General features: G+C 59.9%; 29 protein-coding genes and 1 pseudogene. 16 read left to right on the top strand and 14 right to left on the bottom strand.

The window, feature by feature from the left end:
• Nucleotides 1-228, top strand: a 228-nt coding sequence (locus KGA96_RS07110) for a DUF6124 family protein (RefSeq protein WP_223512081.1), incomplete at its 5' end; no start/stop codon positions are given.
• Nucleotides 229-387: 159 nt separating this feature from the next.
• Here the strand turns inward: KGA96_RS07110 and KGA96_RS07115 are convergent.
• A complete protein-coding gene (locus KGA96_RS07115; RefSeq protein ID WP_046042275.1) occupies nt 388-1,419 on the bottom strand; it encodes a LacI family DNA-binding transcriptional regulator in 1,032 nt (343 codons plus the stop codon).
• A gap of 215 nt (nt 1,420-1,634) precedes the next feature.
• Here KGA96_RS07115 and KGA96_RS07120 point away from each other — a divergent pair, with 215 nt between their 5' ends.
• Both KGA96_RS07120 and KGA96_RS07125 read left to right on the top strand, forming a co-directional pair.
• Nucleotides 1,635-2,168 (top strand): gluconokinase, encoded by a 534-nt coding sequence (locus KGA96_RS07120; RefSeq protein ID WP_046042276.1) that lies wholly within the window; start codon nt 1,635-1,637, stop codon nt 2,166-2,168.
• Nucleotides 2,169-2,249: 81 nt separating this feature from the next.
• Nucleotides 2,250-3,602 (top strand): GntP family permease, encoded by a 1,353-nt coding sequence (locus tag KGA96_RS07125; RefSeq protein ID WP_046042277.1) that lies wholly within the window; start codon nt 2,250-2,252, stop codon nt 3,600-3,602.
• Between the two features lie 238 nt (nt 3,603-3,840).
• Here KGA96_RS07125 and alaC read toward each other — a convergent pair whose 3' ends face one another.
• Nucleotides 3,841-5,058 carry an alanine transaminase gene (gene alaC / locus KGA96_RS07130; protein ID WP_046042278.1) on the bottom strand — a complete coding sequence of 406 codons (1,218 nt, stop codon included), beginning with the start codon at nt 5,056-5,058 and terminating at the stop codon, nt 3,841-3,843.
• A gap of 137 nt (nt 5,059-5,195) precedes the next feature.
• Between alaC and KGA96_RS07135 the strand changes: the two genes are divergently transcribed.
• From KGA96_RS07135 to KGA96_RS07145, 3 genes are all read left to right on the top strand, one after another.
• Nucleotides 5,196-5,858 (top strand): LysE family translocator, encoded by a 663-nt coding sequence (locus tag KGA96_RS07135; protein WP_046042279.1) that lies wholly within the window; start codon nt 5,196-5,198, stop codon nt 5,856-5,858.
• 67 nt (nt 5,859-5,925) lie between these two features.
• A complete protein-coding gene (locus KGA96_RS07140) occupies nt 5,926-6,411 on the top strand; it encodes a GyrI-like domain-containing protein (RefSeq protein WP_046042280.1) in 486 nt (161 codons plus the stop codon).
• 98 nt (nt 6,412-6,509) lie between these two features.
• Nucleotides 6,510-6,998 (top strand): GNAT family N-acetyltransferase, encoded by a 489-nt coding sequence (locus KGA96_RS07145; RefSeq protein ID WP_046042281.1) that lies wholly within the window; start codon nt 6,510-6,512, stop codon nt 6,996-6,998.
• A gap of 145 nt (nt 6,999-7,143) precedes the next feature.
• Here KGA96_RS07145 and KGA96_RS07150 read toward each other — a convergent pair whose 3' ends face one another.
• Complete coding sequence (locus KGA96_RS07150) at nt 7,144-7,629, bottom strand: GNAT family N-acetyltransferase (RefSeq protein ID WP_223466537.1); 486 nt, start codon at nt 7,627-7,629, stop codon at nt 7,144-7,146.
• 141 nt (nt 7,630-7,770) lie between these two features.
• Between KGA96_RS07150 and KGA96_RS07155 the strand changes: the two genes are divergently transcribed.
• From KGA96_RS07155 to KGA96_RS07165, 3 genes are all read left to right on the top strand, one after another.
• The gene (locus tag KGA96_RS07155; RefSeq protein ID WP_223512099.1) at nt 7,771-8,196 is read left to right on the top strand and encodes a YybH family protein; all 426 of its coding nucleotides are present in this window, start codon (nt 7,771-7,773) and stop codon (nt 8,194-8,196) included.
• Nucleotides 8,197-8,274: 78 nt separating this feature from the next.
• Entirely contained in the window at nt 8,275-8,619 is a 345-nt protein-coding gene (locus tag KGA96_RS07160; protein ID WP_046042284.1) for a YciI family protein, read from the top strand.
• A 1-nt stretch (nt 8,620) separates the two neighbouring features.
• Complete coding sequence (locus KGA96_RS07165) at nt 8,621-9,856, top strand: RNA polymerase sigma factor (protein WP_046042285.1); 1,236 nt, start codon at nt 8,621-8,623, stop codon at nt 9,854-9,856.
• A 101-nt stretch (nt 9,857-9,957) separates the two neighbouring features.
• Here KGA96_RS07165 and KGA96_RS07170 read toward each other — a convergent pair whose 3' ends face one another.
• Nucleotides 9,958-10,812, bottom strand: coding sequence for a LysR family transcriptional regulator (locus tag KGA96_RS07170; protein ID WP_223466538.1), 855 nt, complete (start codon nt 10,810-10,812; stop codon nt 9,958-9,960).
• 92 nt (nt 10,813-10,904) lie between these two features.
• Here KGA96_RS07170 and KGA96_RS07175 point away from each other — a divergent pair, with 92 nt between their 5' ends.
• Nucleotides 10,905-11,339 (top strand): multidrug/biocide efflux PACE transporter, encoded by a 435-nt coding sequence (locus tag KGA96_RS07175; protein WP_046042287.1) that lies wholly within the window; start codon nt 10,905-10,907, stop codon nt 11,337-11,339.
• 54 nt (nt 11,340-11,393) lie between these two features.
• Here the strand turns inward: KGA96_RS07175 and KGA96_RS07180 are convergent, their stop codons facing one another.
• The 3 genes from KGA96_RS07180 to KGA96_RS07190 form a co-directional block, all read right to left on the bottom strand.
• A complete protein-coding gene (locus KGA96_RS07180) occupies nt 11,394-12,416 on the bottom strand; it encodes a transporter (RefSeq protein WP_046042288.1) in 1,023 nt (340 codons plus the stop codon).
• A gap of 281 nt (nt 12,417-12,697) precedes the next feature.
• Entirely contained in the window at nt 12,698-13,003 is a 306-nt protein-coding gene (locus tag KGA96_RS07185) for a PepSY domain-containing protein (protein WP_046042291.1), read from the bottom strand.
• Between the two features lie 153 nt (nt 13,004-13,156).
• Nucleotides 13,157-14,281: a glycerophosphodiester phosphodiesterase gene (locus KGA96_RS07190; protein ID WP_223512101.1), complete on the bottom strand. Its 1,125-nt coding sequence runs from the start codon at nt 14,279-14,281 to the stop codon at nt 13,157-13,159.
• 211 nt (nt 14,282-14,492) lie between these two features.
• Here KGA96_RS07190 and KGA96_RS07195 point away from each other — a divergent pair, with 211 nt between their 5' ends.
• Entirely contained in the window at nt 14,493-14,819 is a 327-nt protein-coding gene (locus KGA96_RS07195) for a DUF2025 family protein (RefSeq protein ID WP_046042374.1), read from the top strand.
• Between the two features lie 71 nt (nt 14,820-14,890).
• Here the strand turns inward: KGA96_RS07195 and KGA96_RS07200 are convergent, their stop codons facing one another.
• Both KGA96_RS07200 and KGA96_RS07205 read right to left on the bottom strand, forming a co-directional pair.
• Nucleotides 14,891-15,214, bottom strand: coding sequence for an antibiotic biosynthesis monooxygenase family protein (locus KGA96_RS07200; RefSeq protein WP_046042295.1), 324 nt, complete (start codon nt 15,212-15,214; stop codon nt 14,891-14,893).
• Nucleotides 15,211-15,918 carry a CTP synthase gene (locus KGA96_RS07205; RefSeq protein ID WP_046042297.1) on the bottom strand — a complete coding sequence of 236 codons (708 nt, stop codon included), beginning with the start codon at nt 15,916-15,918 and terminating at the stop codon, nt 15,211-15,213. The genes KGA96_RS07200 and KGA96_RS07205 overlap by 4 nt, the downstream gene beginning before the upstream one ends.
• 15 nt (nt 15,919-15,933) lie before the next feature.
• Between KGA96_RS07205 and KGA96_RS07210 the strand changes: the two genes are divergently transcribed.
• On the top strand, nt 15,934-16,875 hold the full coding sequence (locus tag KGA96_RS07210; protein ID WP_223466540.1) for a LysR family transcriptional regulator: 942 nt from the start codon (nt 15,934-15,936) through the stop codon (nt 16,873-16,875).
• A 6-nt stretch (nt 16,876-16,881) separates the two neighbouring features.
• Here the strand turns inward: KGA96_RS07210 and KGA96_RS07215 are convergent, their stop codons facing one another.
• Together KGA96_RS07215 and KGA96_RS07220 are read right to left on the bottom strand one after the other, a co-directional pair.
• Complete coding sequence (locus KGA96_RS07215) at nt 16,882-17,412, bottom strand: DUF1003 domain-containing protein (RefSeq protein WP_046042298.1); 531 nt, start codon at nt 17,410-17,412, stop codon at nt 16,882-16,884.
• Between the two features lie 124 nt (nt 17,413-17,536).
• Nucleotides 17,537-18,148, bottom strand: coding sequence for a TetR/AcrR family transcriptional regulator (locus tag KGA96_RS07220; RefSeq protein ID WP_046042299.1), 612 nt, complete (start codon nt 18,146-18,148; stop codon nt 17,537-17,539).
• A 214-nt stretch (nt 18,149-18,362) separates the two neighbouring features.
• Here KGA96_RS07220 and KGA96_RS07225 point away from each other — a divergent pair, with 214 nt between their 5' ends.
• Nucleotides 18,363-19,421 carry an MBL fold metallo-hydrolase gene (locus KGA96_RS07225; RefSeq protein WP_046042300.1) on the top strand — a complete coding sequence of 353 codons (1,059 nt, stop codon included), beginning with the start codon at nt 18,363-18,365 and terminating at the stop codon, nt 19,419-19,421.
• Nucleotides 19,422-19,482: 61 nt separating this feature from the next.
• On the opposite strand, the gene KGA96_RS07230 is transcribed toward KGA96_RS07225, so the two are convergent.
• Complete coding sequence (locus KGA96_RS07230; RefSeq protein WP_080925349.1) at nt 19,483-19,734, bottom strand: XRE family transcriptional regulator; 252 nt, start codon at nt 19,732-19,734, stop codon at nt 19,483-19,485.
• Between the two features lie 10 nt (nt 19,735-19,744).
• Nucleotides 19,745-20,062 carry an XRE family transcriptional regulator gene (locus KGA96_RS07235; RefSeq protein WP_046042301.1) on the bottom strand — a complete coding sequence of 106 codons (318 nt, stop codon included), beginning with the start codon at nt 20,060-20,062 and terminating at the stop codon, nt 19,745-19,747.
• Nucleotides 20,063-20,303: 241 nt separating this feature from the next.
• Between KGA96_RS07235 and KGA96_RS07240 the strand changes: the two genes are divergently transcribed.
• Entirely contained in the window at nt 20,304-20,672 is a 369-nt protein-coding gene (locus KGA96_RS07240) for a hypothetical protein (protein ID WP_223466542.1), read from the top strand.
• A 24-nt stretch (nt 20,673-20,696) separates the two neighbouring features.
• Nucleotides 20,697-21,385: pseudogene (locus KGA96_RS07245) on the top strand (DUF6933 domain-containing protein).
• Nucleotides 21,386-21,404: 19 nt separating this feature from the next.
• Here the strand turns inward: KGA96_RS07245 and KGA96_RS07250 are convergent.
• Nucleotides 21,405-22,370, bottom strand: a complete 966-nt coding sequence (locus tag KGA96_RS07250) for a hypothetical protein (protein ID WP_223512103.1) — start codon at nt 22,368-22,370, stop codon at nt 21,405-21,407.
• A 118-nt stretch (nt 22,371-22,488) separates the two neighbouring features.
• Here KGA96_RS07250 and KGA96_RS07255 point away from each other — a divergent pair, with 118 nt between their 5' ends.
• Entirely contained in the window at nt 22,489-24,264 is a 1,776-nt protein-coding gene (locus KGA96_RS07255; protein WP_223512105.1) for a SulP family inorganic anion transporter, read from the top strand.
• Nucleotides 24,265-24,288 lie beyond the last annotated feature (24 nt).

Raw genomic sequence — 24,288 nt, forward strand, 5'->3', positions numbered from 1 at the left:
CCCCCACGCAATCCCAGCCCAATGTTCTCCATCTCACCCGGCATCAACAACGAGACTCTGTTGGCGCACGCCTGCGAATCGTTGGCCTCGGCGAGTGTCATGACCAATGACTTTGCTACGTTTCTGGAAGGCAGTCAGCGCAATACGGCATTGGCGATCGCACAGATCATCATGCTGGCTGAACTGGCGGTGAATCGTGTGCTGGATAACCTCGATCCGCAGGATTAATCGCGGAAACTGTGGCGAGGGAGCTTGCTCCCGTTCGGCGGCGTAGCCGTCGTAAACCATGACATTCGGTGTACCAGATCCACCGGGAACGCAGGTTTTGGGGCCGCTTCGCAACCCAGCGGGAGCAAGCTCCCTCGCCACAATGGATATGTGTCTCGCTTATGTACTCTCCCGCACCTTCAACTCAAACCCCATGTCCTGCACCGGCTTGGCCACAGTGTTGCCGGCCATCAGCGTCAGCATCTGCTCCGCCGCGCGGCGGCCGATGGCTTCGCGCGGGGTGTTGATGCTGCTCAGGCGTGGGACCATGTGTTCGGACATGGGCAAGTCGTTGAAGCCGAGGATCGCCACCTGTTCGGGGATCTTGATCCCATTGCGCATGGCTTCGAGCAAGGCGCCCTGGGCCAGGTCGTCGTTACCGAAGAAGATCGCATCGACATCCGGATGACTGGCCAGCAGTTGCAGGAACAGCTCACCGCCGAGGCCGACGGAGGATGAGCGGGGGGTCAGCACTTCCAGGTCCGGGTCATACAAGCCGGCCTTTTGCAGGGCTTTGCGAAAGCCTTCGCCGCGCAACAAGGTGCGCTGATCCAGTTGCGCGCCGATGTAGGCCAGGCGCTTGCGGCCGCGAGACAGCAAGTGTTCGGCAGCCGTTTCGCCGGCCGCCAGTTGCGAAAAACCAACGCAATTGAGCCCGGCCGCGCTGTCCAGTTCCATCATGTACACGCAAGGAATGTTGCTGGCTTCGATCATCCGCCGCGAACTTTCGGTGCGGTCGAAACCGGTCAGCAACAAGCCGCGCGGCTGATAGGCCATGTAGTTGCGCAACAGGTTTTCTTCTTCATCGCGCGAATAATGGAAGTTGCCGATCAGCACTTCGAAACCCTTGGGGCGCAAAACCTGATGAATGGCTTCCAGGGTATCGATGAACAGCAAATTGGATAATGAAGGCACCAACACCACCACCGAATGGCTCTGGGCCGAGGCCAGGGCACGGGCGGCGGGGTTGACCACATAGTTGAGTTCCAGCGCCGCTTTCTGCACTTTTTCCACCAGTTCGGTGGCCACGGTGCTGACGCCCCGCAAGGCGCGGGAGGCGGTGATCGGGCTGACGCCGGCCAGTCGGGCAACTTCGTTCAGGGTAGGGCGGCCAGTGGTGCGGGTATTTTTATCGTTCTTGGTTGTGTTCATCGACGGCTTGCCAAACAAAATTCAAGGCACTAAGGTAGCGCTGTCTCGATGCAGCTGCAAATGCGTGAGCGAGGGTTCGCCTGATCCTTGCTTTTTGGTGTCGGGACCTAACCTGCTGCAACCCATAAAATGACAAGAAAGGCGTCGGCAACTTCTGCTTTTGGTCTAGTGTCATAACTGGCAAAGGTAGCGCTGTCTGCGCGCTGAGGTGTTACATGAATCATCCCATCACCGCCCTGGTCATCATGGGCGTTGCCGGTTGCGGCAAGACGTGCGTCAGCGAGGCCTTGTGCCACTTGAGCGGCGCCACTGCCATTGAAGGCGACTCTTTTCACCCTGCCGCCAACATCGAAAAGATGAGCGCGGGTATTCCCCTGAACGATGAAGACCGTGCCGGCTGGCTCGACAGCCTGTGCGATGAACTGCGCCGTGTCGACGCCATGGGCCAGCGCCCGGTGCTGACCTGTTCGGCGCTCAAGCACGTCTATCGCGAACGTCTGCGCAGTGCCTTGCCGCGCCTGGGCTTCGTGTTCCTTGAGTTGACCCCCGAAGTCGCCGCCGACCGTGTGTCCCATCGGCCAGGCCACTTCATGCCGTCGACCCTGATCGACAGCCAGTTCGCCACCCTCGAATCGCCGGTCGGCGAGCCGTTGACCCTGGCGCTGGATGCTTCGACCCATAGCGTCGAACAACTGGCAGCCCAGGCTCATGTCTGGTGGCAGGCGCATGGCCTGAAGCAGGCGGTATGACTGTGTTTGCAAAGACAGCGCTGTCCTCACGACTTCTGATCAACCCGCTTTAATAACAACAACAACCAGGAGACACCCCTAATGTTTGGCATGTCCCACGAGACGTTCCTGCTGCTCGATGCAGTGGTTACGGTGATCGGGCTTATCGTCCTGATCACCAAGTTCAAGTTGCACCCATTCCTCGCACTGATCATCGCCGCAGCCTTCCTCGGGCTGACCTCCGGCATGCCGATCGGCACCATCATCAAGGCGTTCCAGGACGGCTTCGGTGGCGTGCTTGGCTTTGTCGGCATCATCCTCGCGCTGGGCACGATGCTCGGCAAAATGATGGCCGAATCAGGCGGTGCGGATCAGATTGCGCAGACGTTGATCCGCGCCTTCGGCAAGGACAAGGTGCAGTGGGCGATGATGTTCGCCGCGTTCCTGGTCGGCATTCCGCTGTTCTTCGAAATCGGCTTCGTGCTGCTGATTCCGCTGGTGTTCATCGTGGCCCGCCGCACCGGCGTGTCGATCATCAAGATCGGTATCCCGCTGCTGGCCGGTCTGTCCGCCGTTCACGGCCTGGTGCCGCCGCACCCGGGTCCGTTGCTGGCCATCGGCGTGTTCGGTGCCGACATCGGCAAGACCATTCTGTACGGCCTGATCGTTGCGCTGCCAACCGCCATCATCGCTGGCCCGATCTTCGGTACGTTCATTGCCAAGCACATTCCCGGTCATCCGAACCAGGAGCTGGTGGATCAACTGGCACGCGAAACCGATTCGGCTGAACTGCCGAGCTTCGGCATCACGCTGGTGACCGTGCTACTGCCGGTGTTCCTGATGCTGCTGAAAACCTTTGCCGACGTGGTGCTGCCCGATGGCAACATCTTCCGCGCTTTCATGGACCTGATCGGTCACCCGATTTCGGCGTTGCTGCTGGCATTGCTGCTGTCGCTGTATACCTTCGGCTACAAGCAGGGCATCGGTTCCAGCCAAATGATGAAATGGCTGGATGCGAGCCTCGCGCCGACCGCCGCGATCATCCTGATCATCGGTGCCGGTGGTGGCTTCAAGCAGATGCTGGTGACCAGCGGCGTGGGTGACGTGATTGGCCACATGGCGGTGAACGCACAGATCTCGCCGATCCTGCTGGCCTGGCTGGTGGCGGCGGTGATCCGTATCGCGACCGGTTCGGCGACTGTGGCGACCATCACTGGCGCCGGCATCGTGGTGCCGGTGGTGGGGATGATTCCGGGTGTGAACCGTGAGCTGCTGGTGCTGGCCACCGGTGCAGGTTCCCTGATCCTGTCCCACGTCAACGACGCCGGTTTCTGGCTGGTCAAGCAGTACTTCAACATGACCGTGGCCGAAACCTTCAAGACCTGGACCGCGATGGAAACCATCCTCTCCGTGGTTGGCCTGTGCTTCATCCTGCTGTTGTCGCTGTTCGTCTAAGCGATTCGACAGACACAAAAAAACCGCAGCGATGCGGTTTTTTTGTGGGTGAAATAGATCTCTGTCAGTGGATGCATTTTGTGGCGAGGGAGCTTGCTCCCGCTCGGCTGCGAAGCAGTCGTAAACCCGTCAACCGCATCTCTATGGCGAAATGAGGTGCCCGGATTGGGGGCCGCTTCGCAGCCCAGCGGGAGCAAGCTCCCTCGCCACAGGAATGTTGTTGCCACAGGTTTTTGTGTCAGGCGTTGGATTTGTTGACTAGCCCATCCGCCCTGAACATCCCGCGAATCCCGCGCACGGCCTGACGAATCCGGTCCTGGTTTTCGATCAGGGCAAAGCGCACATGATCGTCGCCGTACTCGCCAAACCCGACGCCCGGCGAGACACACACCTTGGCTTCGGCCAGCAGTTTCTTGGCAAACTCCAGCGAGCCCAGGTGCGCATAAGCCTCGGGAATCTTGGCCCAGACGTACATCGAGGCTTTCGGGTTTTCCACCATCCAGCCCAGTTCATGCAGGCCTTTGACCAGCACGTTACGCCGCTGCCGATACTGCTCGGCGATGTCGCGCACGCATTGTTGGTCGCCTTCAAGCGCTGCGATGGCCGCGACTTGCAGCGGGGTGAACGTGCCGTAGTCGTGGTAGCTCTTGATTCGCGCCAGAGCGTTGACCAGTTCCGGGTTGCCGACCATGAAGCCAATGCGCCAACCGGCCATGTTGTAGCTCTTGGACAGGGTGAAAAACTCCACCGCAATGTCCTTGGCCCCCGGCACCTGCATGATCGACGGGGCTTTCCAGCCGTCGTAGACAATGTCGGCGTAGGCCAGGTCGTGCACCACCAGCACATCGTACTGCTTGGCGAGGGCAATGACTCGCTCGAAGAAATCCAGCTCCACGCACTGGGCGGTGGGGTTGGACGGGAAGCCGAGGATCATCATCTTCGGCTTGGGGATCGAGCCGCGAATGGCCCGCTCCAGTTCAGCGAAGAAATCCACGCCCGGCACCAGTGGCACCGACCGCACTTGGGCGCCGGCAATCACCGCGCCGTAGATGTGAATCGGGTAGCTCGGGTTCGGCACCAGTACGGTGTCGCCTTGGTCGAGGGTGGCCAGCATCAAGTGCGCCAGGCCTTCCTTGGAGCCGATGGTGACAATGGCCTCGCTTTCCGGGTCGATGTCGACCGCGTAGCGATCCTTGTACCAGTTGGAAATCGCCCGGCGCAGGCGCGGAATGCCCTTGGAGGTGGAGTAACCGTGGGTGTCTTCGCGCTGGGCGACCTGCACAAGTTTTTCGACGATGTGCGGCGGCGTGGCGCCGTCGGGGTTGCCCATGCTCAAGTCGATGATGTCTTCGCCACGACGACGGGCGGCCATCTTCAGCTCGGCGGTGATGTTGAAAACGTAAGGGGGGAGTCGATCTATGCGCGCAAAGCGGCGCGGCGAACCTTGTTCGGCCATTGTTGCCTCGGATAACGTAAGCGCCCGGAACCGTCCGAGCGACGCAGGTCTGCGGTGACCTGTGGCGGAATGTAAGGGCAGCTGTGGCAGACTGTCCAGCCTCAATGTAAACAAATTTGTCCGAAGGATAGGGTTCGATGGAATTTACCAGCGGCTTCTTGCTGAGCCTCTCGCTGTGCCTGGATATCGGTGTGGCCAACATCGCGATGATCACCCTGGCCATGCAGCGCGGCTATTTCCAGGGCTTTGCCCTGGGGCTCGGGACCTGCGTCGGCGACCTGATCTACGCGGTACTGGCGCTGGCCGGCATGACCGTGTTGCTGCAGTACGAAAGCGTGCGTTGGGTGTTGTGGATCGGAGGCTCGGCGCTGCTGGTGTACTTCGCAGCGAAGATGATCTATTCGGCGATTCACCACGAGGCGCTGCTGGCCGAGACGGCGGAGGTCGGGAACAATTCCCACCGCAAGGAGTTTTTCCGCGGGATTTTCCTGGCCATGTCTTCGCCCAGCGCGATTCTCTGGTTCGCCGCGGTGGGCGGCACCTTGATCGCCCGTTCCGGTGGCGGTGGCCCGCTCAGCTCGGCACTGTTTCTCGGCGGTTTCCTCTGTGCCGGGCTGCTCTGGTCGGCCGGGCTGTGCTTCGCCGCGAGCCATGGCGGCAAGTTGCTGGGGGACAAGCTGCTGCGTTATTCCTACATGGCATCGGCGGCGATCTTCTGCTATTTCGCGGTCTATGTGATTCTATCGGGTTACAACGAGTTCGTTGGCGCCGCTGCCGTCGAGCAATTGCACGCACTGTAATTGGGCGAATCGGGTTTGGCTTCTATACTCCCAGCCGAACCCATTTTTATGCGTCAGGAGTCGAGTCATGGATGAGTTAGCACGCGTCGAACTGACGCAACCGCGCTTCGAACACGGGCACTTCCTGCTGATTGCAGGGCTGGGCGGACAATTTACCCAGCAAACCACCCAAGGCATTCCCGATCTCTGGGAAAAATTCATCCCGCATATGGGCCACATTCCTGGCCAAAAAGGCGAAGTCACCTACGGCGTCTGCTGCAATTTCGACGGCAAGGGCGGCTTCGACTACATCGCTGGCGTCGAGATCAGCAAGCTCGACGACTTGCCGGAAACCTACCGCTGGGTAGAAGTTCAGCCGCAGCAGTACGTGGTGTTTGAACACAAGGGACCGCTGGACACCCTGCCGCAAACCTTCCAGTACATCCATGGCACGTGGCTGCCGCAGTCCGGCCATGAGCTATTGGCGGCCCCGGAGTTCGAGCGCTACAGCGAAGACTTCAACCCCAAGCTCAACACCGGCAAGCTGGAAATCTGGCTGCCGATCAAGGCGTGATACGTGTATCGAGAGGCGGATCAGCCGATTCGTCTCTCGATGTCCCACGGCGGCTGATTTATCATCCCCAGCCTTTCCCACGCTGATTCCGAGCTGCCATGAACACCGTCATCCGCAACGTCACCCCCGCCGACCTGGACCGCTGCTTTGCCATCGAAACCCTTGCCTATGAAGGGGACGAAGCCGCGACCCGCGAGAAGATCGCCACCCGCATCGCCACCTGGCCCGAGGGTTTTATCGTCGCGGAAGTGGACGGGGTTGTCGCCGGATTCATCAATTCCGGTGCGGCGTTCCAGGTGGAAATGTCGGACGAGGCGTTCAAGGAACTGATCGGCCACGACCCGGCCGGGCCGCACGTGGTGATCATGTCGGTGGTGGTGCACCCGGATTATCAGGGCCAAGGCCTGGCCAAGCGCCTGATGGGCGAGTTCATCGAGCGCATGCGTGGGATGGGCAAGGTCACCATCAACCTGATGTGCAAGGAGCGGCATATTCCGTTGTATGCCGGTTTCGGCTTTGCCTACGTCAAGCCTTCGGCGTCCGACCATGGCGGCATGGCGTGGCATGAGATGGTGCTCGAACTCTGATCCGACGTAGATCCCCTGTAGGAGCGAGCCTGCTCGCGAAGGTGTGTCAGCATAAGTGGTGTCGACTGACACTCCATCGCGAGCAGGCTCGCTCCTACAGGGGGCGGTGTTGTATCAGTAATGTCTGCAAAAAACTAACGCGCAGTCAAAACACCAACCCCATCCGCCGCTCATAACCGATCCGGCCCTTGTACGCCTCGCCGCTGTCGACAAAGCCAAACCTGGCGTACAGGGCGATCGCAGCCTCGTTGTCGGCATCTACCGACAGCTCCAGCCCCCTGATTTCCGGCCAGGCCAAGCGTGCCGCTTCGGGCAATGCCTGCAGGCAGGCCTTGCCGTAGCCCTTGCCCTGGGCACGTTGGTCGACTTGCAGGGCATGCAGCGTGGCGCTGTGCTCATCGGCCCAGGCCGGCAACACCGGCGGGCGCTTGAGCAGCAGGAAAGCGACAGGCACATCTTCGGCCAGCAGGGCGAAACCCTTGACTCCGGGGCCGGGCTTGGACAACAAGGTGTGCAAGGCGCCGTGGATGTCACCCGAGAACTTGATCTGTTCCGAATGCACTTCAATAGCCTCGACCTGCTGGCGTTGCAGCACATTCAGGCTTTCATAAGGCACAAGTCGGGCTGTCACTGGCGTGTCCTGTTTCCAACTGAAAATGAGCCTCGGATTCTAGCGAGTTTGGCTTTATGGTTTATTTTTATTTCGTCTGTCGATTTGCCGGATCGCCGGACGACTAAGGGTGTCTTCCAATAAAAACCACGGAGAACCACCATGAATGCGCAAACCCAGATCCAGAACCTGATCGAAACCTATCGTCAGGCCATGATGGCCAAGGACGTAGATAAAATCATGACCCTGTATGCCGACGACATCGTCTCCTTCGACGCGGTCAAGGCCTTGCAATTCAAGGGCAAAGAGGCGTACCGCGCGCATTGGGAAGATTGCATGAAAATGTGCCCTGGCCCGCACATTTTCGAGTTCCAGGACGTCCGCATCGAGGCGTCCCAGGAGATCGCCTTCGCCCATTGGCTGGCCCATTGCGGCGGCACCAACGACAAGGGCGAAACCCAGGCCTGCTGGATGCGCGGCAGTGCGTGCTATCGCCAGGAAGACGGGTTGTGGCAGATCGTCCATGAGCACTGGTCGGCGCCGTTCGACATGATGAGCGGCACCGTCCTGTTCGATCTGAAACCCTGATCGATGTTATTTGTCGGGGCGCCGCGCCAAATGGCCAATCCACGGCCATAGTTGATCCGTTCGAATCAGGAGACGTTCATGAAGTATTTATGCCTGGTCTACAGCGATGAGCACCTGCTGCATTCGCTGCCGGAAAGCCCGAAGGACGAAGAGTGCATGGCCTATGCCGAGTCGATCCAGGGCAGTGGCCGGATGGTCGCCGCCGAGGCGCTGGAGTCGGTACAGACCGCCACTACGGTGCGCATGCGCAACGGCAAGATGTCGATCACCGATGGCCCGTTTGCTGAAACCAAGGAGCAGTTGGCCGGTTTCTACCTGATCGATGCCAGGGACCTCAACGAAGCCATCCAGGTCGCCGGGAACATTCCGGCGGCCCGGGTCGGCAGTGTCGAAGTGCGCCCCGTTCGGCAGTTGAATCCTTAAGATGCCGGGGCTGCCGGTTCAGGCGCAGGTCGAGCGGGTCTATCGCGAAGACTCGCGGCGGATTCTTGCGACTCTGATTCGCTTGCTGGGGGATTTCGACCTCGCCGAAGAGGCCTTGCACGAGGCGTTTTTCATCGCGGTCGAACGCTGGCAGCGTGATGGCGTGCCGGACAATCCGCGGGCCTGGCTGGTGTCCACCGGGCGCTTCAAGGCCATCGATGCCTTGCGCCGGCGCGCGCGTTTTACCGCGTCGCAGCCCTTGTTGATCGCGCAACTGGAGGCGCTGGAACAGGCCAACTGGAGTGATGAGGACGTGGAAGACGATCGCCTGCGGCTGATCTTCACTTGCTGCCACCCGGCCCTGGCGGCCGACGCGCAAGTGCCGCTGACGCTGCGGGAAGTCTGCGACCTGACCACGGAAGAGATCGCCCGGGCCTTTCTCTCGGCCCCGGCCACCATCGCCCAGCGCATCGTGCGCGCCAAGGCGAAGATTCGCGACGCGAAAATCCCTTATCAAGTGCCGACACTCGCCGAGTTACCCGAGCGTTTGGACAGCGTATTGCGGGTGATTTACCTGGTGTTCAACGAGGGGTACTCGGCGTCCATCGGGGCCGAACTGATCCGCGAGGATTTGACCCGCGAAGCGATCCGTCTCGGCCGGTTGCTGGTGGAACTGCTGCCGGAGCCGGAGGTGATGGGCTTGCTGGCGTTGATGCTGCTGCACGAGTCGCGCCGCCCGGCCAGGACCTCGGCGAGCGGCGAGCTGATTGTGCTGGACGAGCAGGACCGTTCGCTGTGGGATGCCGGGTTGATCAGTGAAGGCTGCACGCTGGTCGAGCGGGCGCTGACCATGGGACGATTCGGGCCCTATTGCCTGCAAGCGGCGATCGCGGCGGTACACGCCGAAGCCCCGACGGCGGGGGAAACCGATTGGCCGCAGATTGTCGGTCTGTATGACGTCCTGCTGCGGGCGGTGCCGTCGCCGGTGATCGAGTTGAATCGTGCGGCGGCGATTTCGCAACGCGATGGTCCACTGGCGGGTCTGACGTTGGTCGACGCCATTCTGGAGCGGGGAGAACTGCTCGACTACCACCTGGCGCATTCGGCGCGGGCGCAGTTCTGTCGGCAACTGGGCCGCAAGCAAGAGGCGCGGGCGGCGTGGGAACGGGCGCTGGCGTTGACCCGACAGGAGCCGGAGCGGCGGTTTATCGAAGAGCGGCTCAAGGCACTGGATTGATGCGGCCGTACTGGCCTCATCGCGAGCAAGCTCGCTCCGAAAGGGATTGATGGCGTACTCGATACCTGTGGGAGCGAGCCTGCGCGCGAATGGCCGCGCCGCTATTCCAGCATCTTGCCCAGCAACCAGCTCCCCGCCGGCCCCGGCGGATTCAGACGCGACCACAACGCATCCACCGACACCGTTTTCGGCCAGCCGCGCACCACCAGTTCCCGCAACGTGTCGGGCCCGAACCGCTCGACCAGCCAGCGGGGCAACGGCGCCCAGCCGAATCCGCCCTGGGCCATTTCCAGCAGCATCAGATAACTCGGCGCCGACCAGACGCGGCCCTTCGCCCGACTTTCATAGGGATTGATGATGGTGGCCAGACGCAGCTCGCGGTGCTGCTGCAGTACGTCCCGGTCGACATAGTCCACTGTCGCCAAGGGATGTGTCGGGGACACGAACAAGGCGATTTCCGTACGCTCGTCCACTGTCGAGCTGACCAGGTCCGGCGGGTAGCTGTCCTGCATTTCGGCAAAGGCAATCTGCGCTCGTCCGCTTTGCACCAGCGACATCAGGTCATCGCATTCGGCGATCAGGCATTCGAGCTCCAGGTCCGGATAACGTTGCTCGAAGGCACTGAGGGCGGCTTCGAAGCGGTCCGACTGATAGGTGTCGGACAGCGCCACCGTCAGCTTCGCTTCCACCCCTTGCGACAGCTGGCTGGCGGCTATTTCCAGGCGACTGGTGGCGGCCAGGATGTCTTCGGCCCGTTGCAGCATGACGTGCCCGGCCGGGGTCAGGCCGGGTTTGCGGCTGCTGCGGTCGAACAGGGTCAGGTTCAGGTCGATTTCCAGGCTGGCCACCGCCGCGCTGATGGTCGACTGACTGCGGCCCAATTTGCGCGCCGCGGCGGAAAACGAGCCTTGGGTCGCGGCTTCGACAAATGCCAGCAACACTTCGTGAGAGGCCATAAACTATCGCCTTGATCGATGGTTATTGGTTATGAAGTATCGGTGTGATGACGGATCATGGCAACCACACAGTCACTCAAGGGAATTCGGCCATGAGCGCCAACAAATCCATTACTGAACGTATTTTTCAAGCCATCGGCTTCGAACTGCTGGCCATCCTGATCTGTACCCCGTTGCTGGCCTGGATCATGAAGAAACCGATGATGGAAATGGGCATGGTCACCGTCCTCATCGCCGGCCTGGCCCTGGCCTGGAACGTGGTCTTCAACGGTATGTTCGATCGGCTGCTCAAGCGCCTCGCCATCGCACACAACGCCTGGGTCCGCGTGGTGCATGCGCTGTTGTTCGAAGGCGGGCTGGTCGCCCTCGGCGTGCCGCTGATCGCCTGGTGGCTGAATGTCAGCCTGTGGCAGGCGTTCCTGCTGGATATCGGTGTGTTGCTGTTCTTCCTGCCGTACACCTACGTCTACCACTGGGCGTATGACGTGGTTCGGGAGCGGATGCTGGTGACTCGCGAGGTTTGCTAAGTACCGTTTTTGTGGCGAGGGCGCTAGCTTCCTCGCCACAGGGGTTAGCAGACGTTAATAATCCTGCTGCTTGCGAAACGCCCAGCGCCCGGCGATCACGGTAAAGGTCGCGACCAGCGCCACCAGGATCCAGAAACCCTCCGGATCACCGGCCAGCGGAATACCACCGACGTTCATGCCGAAGAAACCGGCGATGATGTTGATCGGCAGCGCCAGCACTGTCACCACCGTCAGGGTGAACAGCGTGCGGTTGGTCTGTTCGTTGATGTTGGCGGCGATCTCTTCCTGCAACAGCTTGATCCGCTCACCCAGCGCCGTGAGGTCGTTGATGATCAGCGCAAACTCCTCGGTGGATTTGCGCAGCTCCTTCACGTCTTCCTTTTGCAGCCATTGCGGCGGCCGGTTGAGCAGGCGCAGCAACGAGCCCGGTTCCAGCGCCAGCAGCCGTTGCAATCGCACCAGCACCCGGCGATTGGCGCCCAGTTCGGCGCGGTTGGTCGACAACCGCGAGGACAGCAATTGGTCTTCGATCTGGTCCACGCTCTGGCTGGTCTTGCGCACGATCTGGGTCAGCACTTCACCCTGGTCGCGCAGCAAGTGCACCAACAGCTCCAACGGGGAGCGAAAGCACTCCCGGGCCTTCACCGACGAGCGCAATTTGTCCACCGAGTGCAGCGGTTGCAGGCGTGCGCTGATGATCAATTGGCTGCGGGCGCACACCCACAGGGTCGATACATCCGAGGAGACAATGTTGCTGAGGTTGAACACCACGTCGTTGACCACCGCCAGCAGCGCGGAGTCGACATGCTCGATGCGCGTCGAGCGCGAGCCTTCGTGCAGCGCTTCGAAAAATTCCTCGGGCAATTCCAGATGGCTTTTCATCCAGCGCTCGCACGCGGCGTGGGCGAGGTTCAGGTGCAGCCAGAGAAATTGCTCGTCGCTTTCCGGTTGTTGCAGGTACTGCAAGGCCTCGGCGGAATTGATTTCCCGACCGGCCTCACCTGGGCGAAAACTGAAACCGTAAAGCAGGCCGAACAGATCCGTGTCGCGATGGCTTTGATCGATGCTGTGGTTCATGAGGACTCGCAAGGGGAGGCGCCTGTCACGTGTTTTACAGGTTCACTTGAGCGGCATCATCGCAAGCGGGGGTGACGCTTTTGTGACGCTACACATGGCTGCGTACCGGGTTGCTTACCGAGTCGGTACACAGTCGATCTCAAGTGCGGGCATGGGGGTGATGATGACGTGGTGAACATCAGCCCTATTGGAGTCAGACCATGGTCAGGATCTGGACCTGAATCCCGAAAACGCAAAAGCCGCACGATGTTCCCATCGTGCGGCTTTTGTCTGTTTCGGGATTACTTGTCCTGTTTGTTTTCCAGGACCTTGCCGTTGGAGGCATCGATTTCCACATCCCACTCGACGTTCTTGGCGTCACGCAGTTCGATTTCGTACTCGTAACCGTTGAAGTGGTTGTCCAGCTCGGTCTTGGTAATCGTTGCACCCGGGTGCAGATCCAGCGCGATCTTGTTCAGGTCTTCCAGTGGCTTGATCTTGCCGTCCTTGACCAGTTGCGGGATCTGATCGACCCGCACATCGGCTTGGGCCAGGCCGGCGGTGAGCGTCAGGGTTGCAGCGGTAAACAAAGCAGTCAGAGTCTTCATGGGCTTCTTTCCTTGGGTGATTCGTTCAAGTGAGATCAGGTTACCTTGTGTAACTTAATCCACCCTTAAAACCCCCGACATGTCCTGCATCAACCCTCTGAGGGAGTGAGCCTGCTCGCGATGCAGGCACCTCGGTGTCATGCCAGGCAAGGCTCAATAGCCGTTGTTCTTCAACACTTGATCGACACTCGCCGCCGGGCGTTTATAGAACTTCAACAACTCACTGGCACGATTGGTGAAGATGCCGTCGACACCGGCGTCCATGACTTTCCGGTAGTCCACCGCATCGTCGATGGTGTAGACGTGCACCAGCAGGCCCTGGTCGTGGGTGTACCGGTTCATCCAGGGTTGCACCAGATCCGAGTAACTCTGGTCGCCACCCTGGGTCAGAGCGGCGGACGGGCCAGTGCCAATGGCGCCCTGGGCCTTGGCGTAGTCGACCCAGTTCTGGAATTCGGCTTTGTCCTTCGGTTGCTGTCTGGCGTAGTAAGCGGCTTTATCCTTTTCGCCGGACTCGGCAAATGTCACCTTGGACTTGGGCTCGATACTGCCTTCGCCGACCCACAACAGCAGGATTTTCGGCACCTTCGGCATCTCCTTTTGCAGCAGTTCGAGGCTGCTCTTCTCGAAGGTCTGCAGGACCACCTTGCCTTTGCCCTGGCCGACCGCCAGCTCGCTTTTTGCCAGTTTCGAAGCGGTCGGGCTCAGCCAGCCCCGGTCCTGAAGTTTTTCCCTGAGGTCGTGTTCGATGCCGGGGAACTGCTTGGGCTCCTTGGTCTCGATGTACAGGCCGGGCTTGTGCAGGCTGTTGCCCTCGGCGATGTCGATGATTTCATCAAGGGTCAGAATCTTCAGGCCCGCGAAGGCCTGACGTGCGCGATCCGGGTACGCGGCATTGAACCAGCTGCCCGCGTCCAGGGTTTTCAGTTCGGCCATGGTGAACGCATTGGCGGGGCTGTCCTTGCGCTCGGGGAATTTTGTCGCGACGTCGGTGGTGCGTTGCAGATTGTTGTCGTGCAGGGCAAACAGCACGCCATCCTTGCTGCGCTGCAGGTCCAGTTCCAGGTAGTCGGCGCCCAGGTCGCGGGCAGTCTTGTAGGCGGCGGCGGTGGATTCCGGCGCATCAAACGACGCGCCACGGTGGGCGATCACCGCTGGATGCGGAATGCCCAAACGGGTCGCGAGTGCCGAGGGGGCGGGTTCGCTGGCGGCCTGTGCGTGACCGAGGCCGAGCAACAGGCTCAGTAACAGGGCGCTTTTGGTAAAGGTTGCGGGCATGGTCGAGATCCTTTCGCAATAAGTGAGCGGTCCCTTTTAACAACTCATCTTTGCAGGCGCTATCGTCAGACCGACATAAACCTGTCTAAAGCTGATTTTCGTCAGCGTTTTTGTGCGCCCGTTTGCAGTACGCTGGGGCCCTGCAATTTCCCCGGCAGAGGGAAACGCAGGCCCTGCGTGCAAACCAATGATCACCATTGCGGGGTTTACCATGCGCATCACTTCCCAGCTCATCTGCCAGGCTGCCGACCAACTCAAAGGCTTCGTCGGCCTCAACCGCAAGACCGGGCACTACATCGTGCGCTTCAGCGAAGACTCGTTTGGCATGGACGTGGCGGACGACGGCATCATCCCGACCAGCGAATTCGTCTGGGCCGCGGGGCCCGAGCAGACCATGATGCTCAAGCGCGAATTGATTCAGTTGCTGCTGGACCAGAACATCGATGACCGGATCAACATCACCGAGCCTTTGCGGGTGTACATGAACCGGCGTGAAGTGCCGGAGATTTCGGCGGTTCGCAGTTTGGTTCGGGGCTGAGTTTTTGCACTGACTGTTCTGGCCTCTTCGCGGGCTTGCCCGCGAAGACGGCCTAAATAACACCCCATCATTTACAGACTGAACCCGTAAGCCCGCTCAACCCGGCACACCCGCGTATGACACCGCGCATACCAGGTCGAGCGCCCACGCTCGCGAATCGCACTGTGCTCAGGATGAAGCTTCCACGCCAGAATCGCCGCTTCACTGGCCCAGTACGACACCGTAATCCCAAGCCCATCCTCGCCCCGAGCCGATTCCACGCCGAGAAACCCCGGCTGTTCACGGGCCAGTTCCAGCATCCGTGCGGCCGCTTCGGCGTAACCCTGGTCACCCTCGGTGCGCAGTGAGGTGAAGATCACTGCGTAATAAGGCGCAGCTGGTGTATCGGCGATCATGACGAGTGCCCCGCACAGGCTTCGACAAAGGCGCCAACCAACGGCGGCAAGACGCCTTTGAGCGCAGCCCGCTCGGGCTGGAACAAGGTCGCGACAAAAAACGGATGACCGCTGAGTTCGACCGCGCGCAGTCCGTGTTCCGAATCGTGGCCGACGGCGTGAAGTTCGCGCTTGAGCAGCTCCCCCTCGAATTGCGGGTTCACACCATAACGACAGCGATAGCCTTCCCGAATCTCGGTGTTTTCGTACGCCTGGGCGAGCATCGAACCCTCAAGCAAATGAATCGTATCGACCGCTTCCACCAGCGCGCACGACAGCGGCGTCAGCAGTGCCCGTGCTGCATCGGGATTTGTCTCGCCGTGTTCGGCATCCGACCAGCCCAGCACGTTGCGCGCATATTCCAGCACCGCGTGTTGAAAACCACCGCAGGTGCCGAGGAAAGGTCGCCGCTGTTCGCGAGCAAAGCGAATCGCCAGCAATGCACCGTCCATGCTCCGGTAAGGGCTGGCCGGCACACACCAGAAACCGTCGAATGTGTGCAACGGTGTCTCGGCGTGGATTTCATCGGTGGCCAGCCATTGCCATTGCACGTTCAGGCCACTGTGTTCAGCGGCCTGTTCGAGGGCGACGGGAATGGCCTGGTGGGCGGTGACTTGCGGGTCGTAGTCGCCGATCAGGGCGATGCGAATCGGGCGGGTTTCCATGTGGGGCCTCTGCACTTGTTGATTGCTGGTGCCCACTATAGATTGGCGTTCACGCACTCAATATTGGCGTTTTCCCAAGTGATCAATGCAGCAACGCACTATCGACTGGACTACCCCGACCTGGCCCTGATCCTCGCGCTGGTGCGCGGCGGCTCTCTGGCCCGGGCTGCGCAACTGCTGAAGGTGGATGTCTCGACGGTGTTTCGAGCGGTGCGCCGGCTGGAGGCTGCGCTGGGTCAGCAACTGTTCGAAAAAAGCCGCGCCGGTTACCTGCCCACCACCCTGGCGCAGTCCCTGGCGGAACAGGCCGAGCGCGCTGAGCAGGCGCTGGAGGCGGCGCGCATCGGTGTGGAGCAGGGCGGTGAAGTGATCAGCGGCGTCGTGCGCCTGACCTGTACCGATTCGGTCCTGCAAGGTTTGCTGTTGCCGGCGCTGGCGCAGTTCATGCCGAACTATCCTGCGCTGACCCTCGAACTCAGCACATCCAATGATTTTGCCAACCTCAGCCGTCGAGATGCCGATATCGCCCTGCGCCTGACCCGCACGCCACCGGAGCATCTGGTGGGACGGCGGCTGGCGGATATTTCCTACCGCGTGTGCGCCAGCGAGCGATACCTGCAATCGGTCAATAGCACTGACCTGGCCTTATTGACCTGGATCGCCCCGGATGACTTCCTGCCTGATCACCCGACCGTTACCTGGCGTCGCCAAGCCTTGCCGGGCGTAACGCCGGGCTATCGCTGCAACAGCATGCTGTCGGTGACCGAGTTGGTCAGGGCGGGGCTGGGTGTAGCGGCGTTGCCGGACTTTTTGATCGGCGACGGATTACAGCCGCTGAGCGAACCGTTGCATGGATACGACACCGCGCTGTGGCTGCTGACCCGTCCCGACTGCCGCGCCTTGCGCTCGGTGGTCACCTTGTTCGATGAGTTGGGGCGGGCGCTGAAACTGCCGTGAAACTGTTCAGGTCTTGGGCTCATCCTTGCGCACGAAGTGCTGGTGCATTTCCGTGGTCAGGTTTTCGATGCGCTCGGTGAGGGCCTTGGTCATCTCCGTGAGCCGGGTGTTCTGCTCAAGCAACTCCAGCAGTTGCGCGGTGTTTTTCGCGGCTTGTGCCTGTCGCTCACTGTTGGCGGTCGCCAGCGCTTCGCGGTGCTGCGCATCGGCATCGGATTGGGCTTTGTCCCGTGCGGCCTGACGCGTCTGGGCCAACAGAATCAATGGCGCGGCATAGGCCGATTGCAGGCTGAAGGCCAGGTTGAGCAGGATGAACGGGTACACATCGAAGTGGGTGAAACCGGACACGTTGAGGCATACCCAGGCGACCACGATCAGCGTTTGTGCACCGAGAAAAGTCGGTGTGCCGAAGAACCGCGCAAAGGCTTCGGCGCGCAGGGCAAACTTGTCATTGCCAAAGGTCGGTGCCAGGTGGGCATGAGGGCGATGGAAACGCAGGTGATCGACGTGGGGGGCGGTTTCGTGGCTGGTGGTCATGATGCTCTCTGTCTGGCGCTGGGACTGAAGCTCACTATAGCCTCAGCGCCGGTTTCATTCTGAAACACATCGCACATTCAAATCAGAGCCATCAATCCGTCGCCACCACCGTCGAACTGGTCATTTATTGCAACTGATAGCAGGCCAGAAACATGTCCAGCGCGGACTCGGCCACCTGGTGTTGTTCTTCCGGTGACAAGCCAGGCTTGCCCATGGAAATCTGCGGCCAGAAGGCAAACGACTTGAGCAGCCCCTGCACCTGTTGTGCGGCAAAATCAGGGGCAATGGCTTTCAACCGACCATCGGCCTGAGCGGCACGAATCCAAACCGTCAGCCCTTCTTCGCGTTCGCCCATTCGCGCCACCATATCCTGCGCCCGCTCCGGGGAATGAATCGTCGCCGCTATCGCCACCCGCGCCAGGTCGAGAAAATTGTCATCGCCCAACATTTGCAGCTTGGCCATGAGCAATCCGCGCAATTGCTCGCGCAATGGCAGGTCGGGACGGTAGGCCGTTTCCTGTTCTGCCGTCACCCGGATCCATAACTGATTGAGGATCTCGGCGAACAACTCTTCTTTGCTGGGAAAGTGGTTGTACACCGTGCGCTTCGACACCCCGGCAGTGGCAGCAATCTTGTCCATGCTGGTGATCTCGAAACCGTTGTCACGGAATTCGTTGATCGCGGCTTGAATGATCGCTTGGCGTTTTCGGTCGGTGAGGCGCTGTGGAGCTGTCATAAGTACGCTTCGGCAGGGAGAAGGGGGAATTACACTCAGCAGTTTACTTGTCATCGACTTTGATGCAACCTAGAAACTACACTGTGCAGTGTAATGTTTTGTTAATCCTGCCCAGCAAAAATAGAAAGTCCGGCTGATGCGTGCGTGCCTTGGCCATTTATCGTCCCAAAGCGGAAAATCGCGTCATGCGCGGTTTTTCTGGAGTCATTCAGTTATGGCCAATTCAAACTCCCCGGCGGACAACGCCTCCACACCTGAAGCGTCCCGACAGGCTCAAGGGCAGTATCAAAACTTCACACCGGTTCAACGTTTAAGCTTTGGCAAAACCATGGGCATCCTGTGGAACGCGCTGTTCCACAAACCGCAAAACACCCGCCCAAGTGCACCCGTCCCGGTGCAAGCCCTGACTCAAGCCGCGCTGATCGCTGCGCCGAACCACAGTGTCTATCGCCTGGGCCACTCCACAGTGTTGCTCAAGCTGCGCGACAAATTCTGGATCACCGACCCGGTCTTCGCCGAGCGTGCCTCGCCCGTGCAATGGGCCGGCCCCAAGCGATTCCACCAGCCACCGATCAGCCTGGAACAATTGCCACCGATCGAAGCGGTGATCCTGTCCCACGACCACTACGACCACCTGGATTACCAGGCTGTGCTGAAGCTCGCGGACAAGACCAAACACTTCCTTACCCCATTGGGCGTAGGCGACACCCTGATCAAGTGGGGCATCGACGCCAGCAAAGTCCGCCAACTGGATTGGTGGCAAGGCACGGAAGTCGATGGCATCCAGTTCATCGCCACCCCGTCGCAGCACTTTTCCGGCCGTGGCCTGTTCGACAGCAACAGCACCCTCTGGGCCTCGTGGGTGATGATCGACGGCGACACACGCATTTTCTTCAGCGGTGACAGCGGCTACTTCGACGGCTTCAAACGCATCGGCGAACAGTACGGCCCATTCGACCTGACCCTGATGGAAACCGGTGCCTACAACGTCGACTGGCCGCACGTGCACATGCAACCCGAACAAACCCTGCAAGCCCACCTCGACCTCAAGGGCCGCTGGCTACTGCCGATCCACAACGGCACCTTCGACCTGTCGATGCACGCCTGGTACGAACCCTTCGATCGCATCCTGGCCCTGGCCTGGGAACGCAACGTGTCGATCACCACACCGCAGATGGGAGAAGCGTTCAACTTGATGCATCCTCGGCGTGGTGGGGCGTGGTGGCTGGCGGTGGAAGGGGAGAGTGATCGGGTGGTGGTGCAGAACGCGTAAAGTTGTGGTCTCGGCCGGTCTGCGGACCGGCTTGGGAGCTCAACTAAATCAGTTAGCCACGCTAGTTCTTTAACTGCTCAAGGAACCCCGAGATCTTTTCCACGCTCAGGTCGCGAAACTTCCCTCGCAGTATTTCGTTTAGTTCTTCGGCAGACAATCCGAGCTTCTGCGCAGCATCAGTCTTACTCAATCGACCGCTTTCCAGCAGAAGGCCGATCTTCATAACGCATTCAGATTTGGCTCGCATATCACCAGCATCGGGAATGCCCAGTGCCTGATAAACGCAGTTTTCGCCATCGTCGATTTCGTTCATCTGTTGATCCTCACTCCACCATCGCAAAATCCGCCCGACCAACCGGATTCGGCGTCGACCCCTTCACATTCATCCCTCGACCCGGCGCAAACCCCGGGAAGAACACCAACCCTTCCGATTCGAAGCGATAGGCCAGCGCCAGGCGCGTGACATCCAGCACCTCCTGGCGTGCCTCGAAGCGTTGAATGGCATCCACCGAGACCCGGGATTCGCGCGACAGCTCTTGCACACTCCAGCCCAGCATCGCTCGGGCCTGGGCGCAGTGGGCCGGGGTGAATTGGAAGAGGGCGATACGTTCCAGGGTGATTTTCATCGCTTGAGAGGCCATGGTGTTCTCCGGGCTCGAGAGTGTTGGTCAAAATATACTGTGTTTTTGTACAGTTGTTTTGAGCCCGGATCAAACGCATTTTTTGATTTTTCTTTTCAGCCAGACGAACGGTGACTGTCCCGGTGCGTGGGGAAACTGTCGAAGTCGCCAGGGAATCACAACTTGATTTGAGGGTTGGTAAAGGCAGTTTTTTTCGTAAGAATAGGGGCGCACTGTTCAGGTTTTCATGCAGGAGAATCTCATGCCGATCCTCGAAAGCGACTGGAAGAAGTTCAAGGAACTGCGCAAGATTGCGCTCGACCGTTTCTGCCAAGGTGTGCTCGCCGATGCCAAGGCTATTGCGCAACATGGTGCATTATCAGCTCATGCTCGCTATGGCATGCTTTACGGCCTGATCCATGATCGAAACAGGGATATGGCGCAGGTGTTCGACGATAACAGCCAATCCCGCTCCAGTGCGCTCCACGGCTTGAGTCTAATGGTTATGCATGACTTGCTGACTGAGGCAGAACTATCAGTGCTCAGTGAAGATGCCCTGAGCTACATAAAAGGGGTTGTCCGTCGTCCCTATGAACTCGAATGGGTCGACGAGATCGTCCCGCAGGACTGACCAACCTTTACCAGAGAACCAGGGATGCTGATTTTCAACTGTACCGAAGCGGCCAGCAAATTCTTCAGTCGTGTGCACAAGGGCAAGAAAATCACCAGTGTGGAAAGTCCACCATCGCCCGTCATTGAAGACAATGAGCCTGATGAGTCCGCCGAACAGTGGCTGGTCCACGCCGTCACTGTTCAACGCAAACATGTGCTGTTCGCCATTCACATCCCGACTCGTTACTGCATGATCTTCGCCGATGCAAAAAAGGCCGACGCCGAGGGGGTTGTTCAACGTTTTGCTGATCGCTGGATTAACGGCCTGATACGCCATGCAGGGCAGTTCGATATCCTTCAGTGGGTCGATGACGAGCCGATGATGGAGCGCTTTCAGGAAAGCAGCAGCCAGTTCCGCCTGTACCGACGCAGCCATCGCAGCGCGCAAAAACACATTGATGAAATCGCCTGGATTTTTCAGGATGTGCCGCTGAACGGGGCTCTTTACCCCCGGACGAGTTCTCGGCATGCCGCTTTGATGGCGATATGAATGACTGCCCAAGAAACAGCAAAGGCCATAAAGATTATTACTTCCCGGACTCGGAAATGATGGCCCACTGGTTACGTCGATACTGCGGCCTCGACGAATCAGGCGTCCAGACTGCACTGGATCGACGTATGGAGGTGAAACGGGAAACCTGGGCATTGCAAAGGCAACTCGACGCGCAATGAACCAACGCTGCGTTTCGTATTACTTGCCCGCCAACCCCGGCGCTTCCCGCACAATAAAGTGATCCAGATTTTCAATGTTGGCGCTGAACACCCCGAACGTCTGCTCGGGTTTTTTCTTGCTCGGCACCTGCTTCAGTTCGGGCGTCACGCCATAAAAGAAGCAGTACAACTCCCGCCCGCTCTCGATGGCGTGCTTGATCTCCTCCAGGAACGCCTTGCGCTTGCGGTAGCTGTCGATGAGTTTCTTGCTCAGGTAGACATTGACCGAGTAAGGCTTTTTCTCGAACCAGACCTTCTTCTCGAAGTCGATGCGAAAGCTCTGGGTGTAGTCCTTGATCTCTTTGACCTTGCCCCAGTAAATCAGCCCCTTGTTGTCTTGCAGGTACTCGATCTTCTTGAAAAACGACCCGTAAGGCGCGGTGTGCTCGCCAATCTTCAGTGACACGCGCTTGAGCAAGTCCTTGTCGTCGAAATTCGACACGAAACACTCCACCGGATGGGCGAAGACGCTGGTCTTGTCCGGGGCCGATTCCCTACTCGGTTGTTCGATATTGCTAGCCGCCTTACGCGCCAATGGCTCATCCCGAACCTCATCGGCAATCACCACCGGGCTGGACGGCTTACGCACATACTCACGCCGAGTCAGTAACAATTCCGACGGGAAATTTTCCTCGCGGCTGTCATCCGTTTCCGCCTCGTCCACACCCGACGCCGGCGTCTTCAAGCTGACATAAGGACACCCCTCGACATGCCGCGTACTCGGCAGGTTCTTGAAGTGCGGCGTGCGCACATAGTTCACATTCTTGGCGTTGAACGTGCCCAGCTCATTGGTGGCATCGAACGCCAGGCGACAGGCATCGTTGGGGCACTGGAAGTGTTCCCTGGCGGAGTCGAAATCCATCGTCTCGTCGAAATTCAGATCCCGCACGTCGTAGATCGACAACTTGTCGTTGAGGCTGAGGCAATAGGCGAGGTCGAATTTCATGTCGGCTTCCAAATCCTTTAGATGAACAGCTTCCAGTGATGGCGCATTCGAAGCAATAGCTACACTGAGATCACTTCGATATCCCGGAGTTTGCACAGTCCATCAAAGAGCGCGGTTCATGAGCCAAACAGATGCTTCGCCCCCGCTCCCGGAGCCGGGCCGGATAGCCCGCCGGGATGAACAGACCGGTTGGCGCCGTTGGCTACCGGGGCTGGGCATGCTGCGCGAATACCAATGGGCATGGTTGCGTTACGACCTCGTGGCCGGCCTGGTGCTGACCACGATGCTGGTGCCCGTCGGTATCGCCTATGCGGTGGCATCGGGTGTGCCCGGCATTTATGGCCTCTACGCGACCATCGTTCCGCTGCTGTTCTATGCCTTGTTCGGCCCCAGCCGCATTCTGGTGATGGGGCCGGATTCTTCCCTGGTGGCGGTCATCCTTGCCGTGATCATTCCACTCTCCGGCGGCGACCCGCAGCGTGCCGTCGCCCTGGCGGGGATGATGGCGATCGTCTCGGGAGCGGTGTGTATCCTGGCCGGTATGGCGCGCCTGGGTTTTATCACCGAGCTTCTGTCCAAACCGATCCGCTACGGCTACATGAACGGCATCGCACTGACCGTATTGATCAGCCAGTTGCCCAAGCTGTTCGGCTTTTCGATCGAATCCGACGGCCCATTGAGAAACATATGGGCCATCGCCTCGGCGGTGATGGAGGGAAAAGTCAACTGGACCACCTTCACGGTGGGCGGACTCACCCTGGCGGTGATCCTGCTACTCAAGCGATGGCCGCGACTGCCGGGCATCCTGATCGCCGTGGTCGGCGCGACAGTCGCCGTGGGTGTACTCGACCTTGCGACACGCGCCGGTGTGTCGGTCCTCGGCTCGCTCCCCCAAGGCTTGCCCGGATTCGCCATCCCCTGGATCACCAGCGCCGATATCGTCCCGGTGTTGATCGGCGGGTGCGCCGTCGCACTGGTCTCGTTCGCCGACACCAGCGTGCTCTCCCGTGTCTATGCGGCGAGGACCCGAACCTACGTCAACCCGAACCAGGAAATGGTGGGCCTCGGCATTGCCAACATGGCGGCCGGTTTTTTCCAAGGCTTCCCGATCAGCAGCAGCTCGTCACGCACGCCCGTGGCCGAGGCCGCCGGCGCCAAAACCCAACTGACCGGCGTCGTCGGCGCACTGGCGGTTGCCTTGCTGCTGCTGGTGGCACCGAACCTGCTGCAACATCTACCGTCCAGCGCCTTGGCGGCGGTCGTGATCGCCTCGGCCATTGGCCTGATCGAGATCGCCGACCTGCGGCGGATCTATCGCATCCAGCGCTGGGAATGCTGGCTATCGATCGTCTGCACGGTCGGCGTGGCCGTGTTCGGCGCGATCGAGGGCATCGGCCTGGCCATCGTGATTGCGATCGTTGAATTCCTCTGGGATGCGTGGCGCCCGTACTCCGCGGTATTGGGCCGCGCCGACGGGGTCAAGGGCTACCACGACATCAAACGCTACCCCGACGCGAGCCTGATCCCCGGCCTGGTCCTGTTTCGCTGGGATGCACCCTTGTTCTTCGCCAACGCCGAGCTGTTCAGCGACCGCGTGCTGGACGCCGTGGCGGCATCGCCCACGCCCGTGCGCTGGCTGGTGGTCGCCGCAGAACCGGTCACCAGCGTCGACGTGACCTCCGCCGACATGCTGGCCGAACTGGACGATACCCTGCACGCGGCGGGTATCGAGTTGTGCATTGCCGAGATGAAAGACCCGGTCAAGGACAAACTCAAGCGGTTCGGGTTGTTTGCGCGGTTGGGGGAGACGGCGTTTTTTCCTACGATTGGGACGGCTGTGGATAGTTATGTGGCGAACTATCAGCGGGAAGATGAAGGGAACCGATTGCCGTGAAACCCACGAGATCGAAATAGAGAC

Origin of the sequence: Pseudomonas sp. GL-R-26 (genome assembly GCF_019947365.1) — a bacterium.
Lineage (GTDB): Bacteria > Pseudomonadota > Gammaproteobacteria > Pseudomonadales > Pseudomonadaceae > Aquipseudomonas.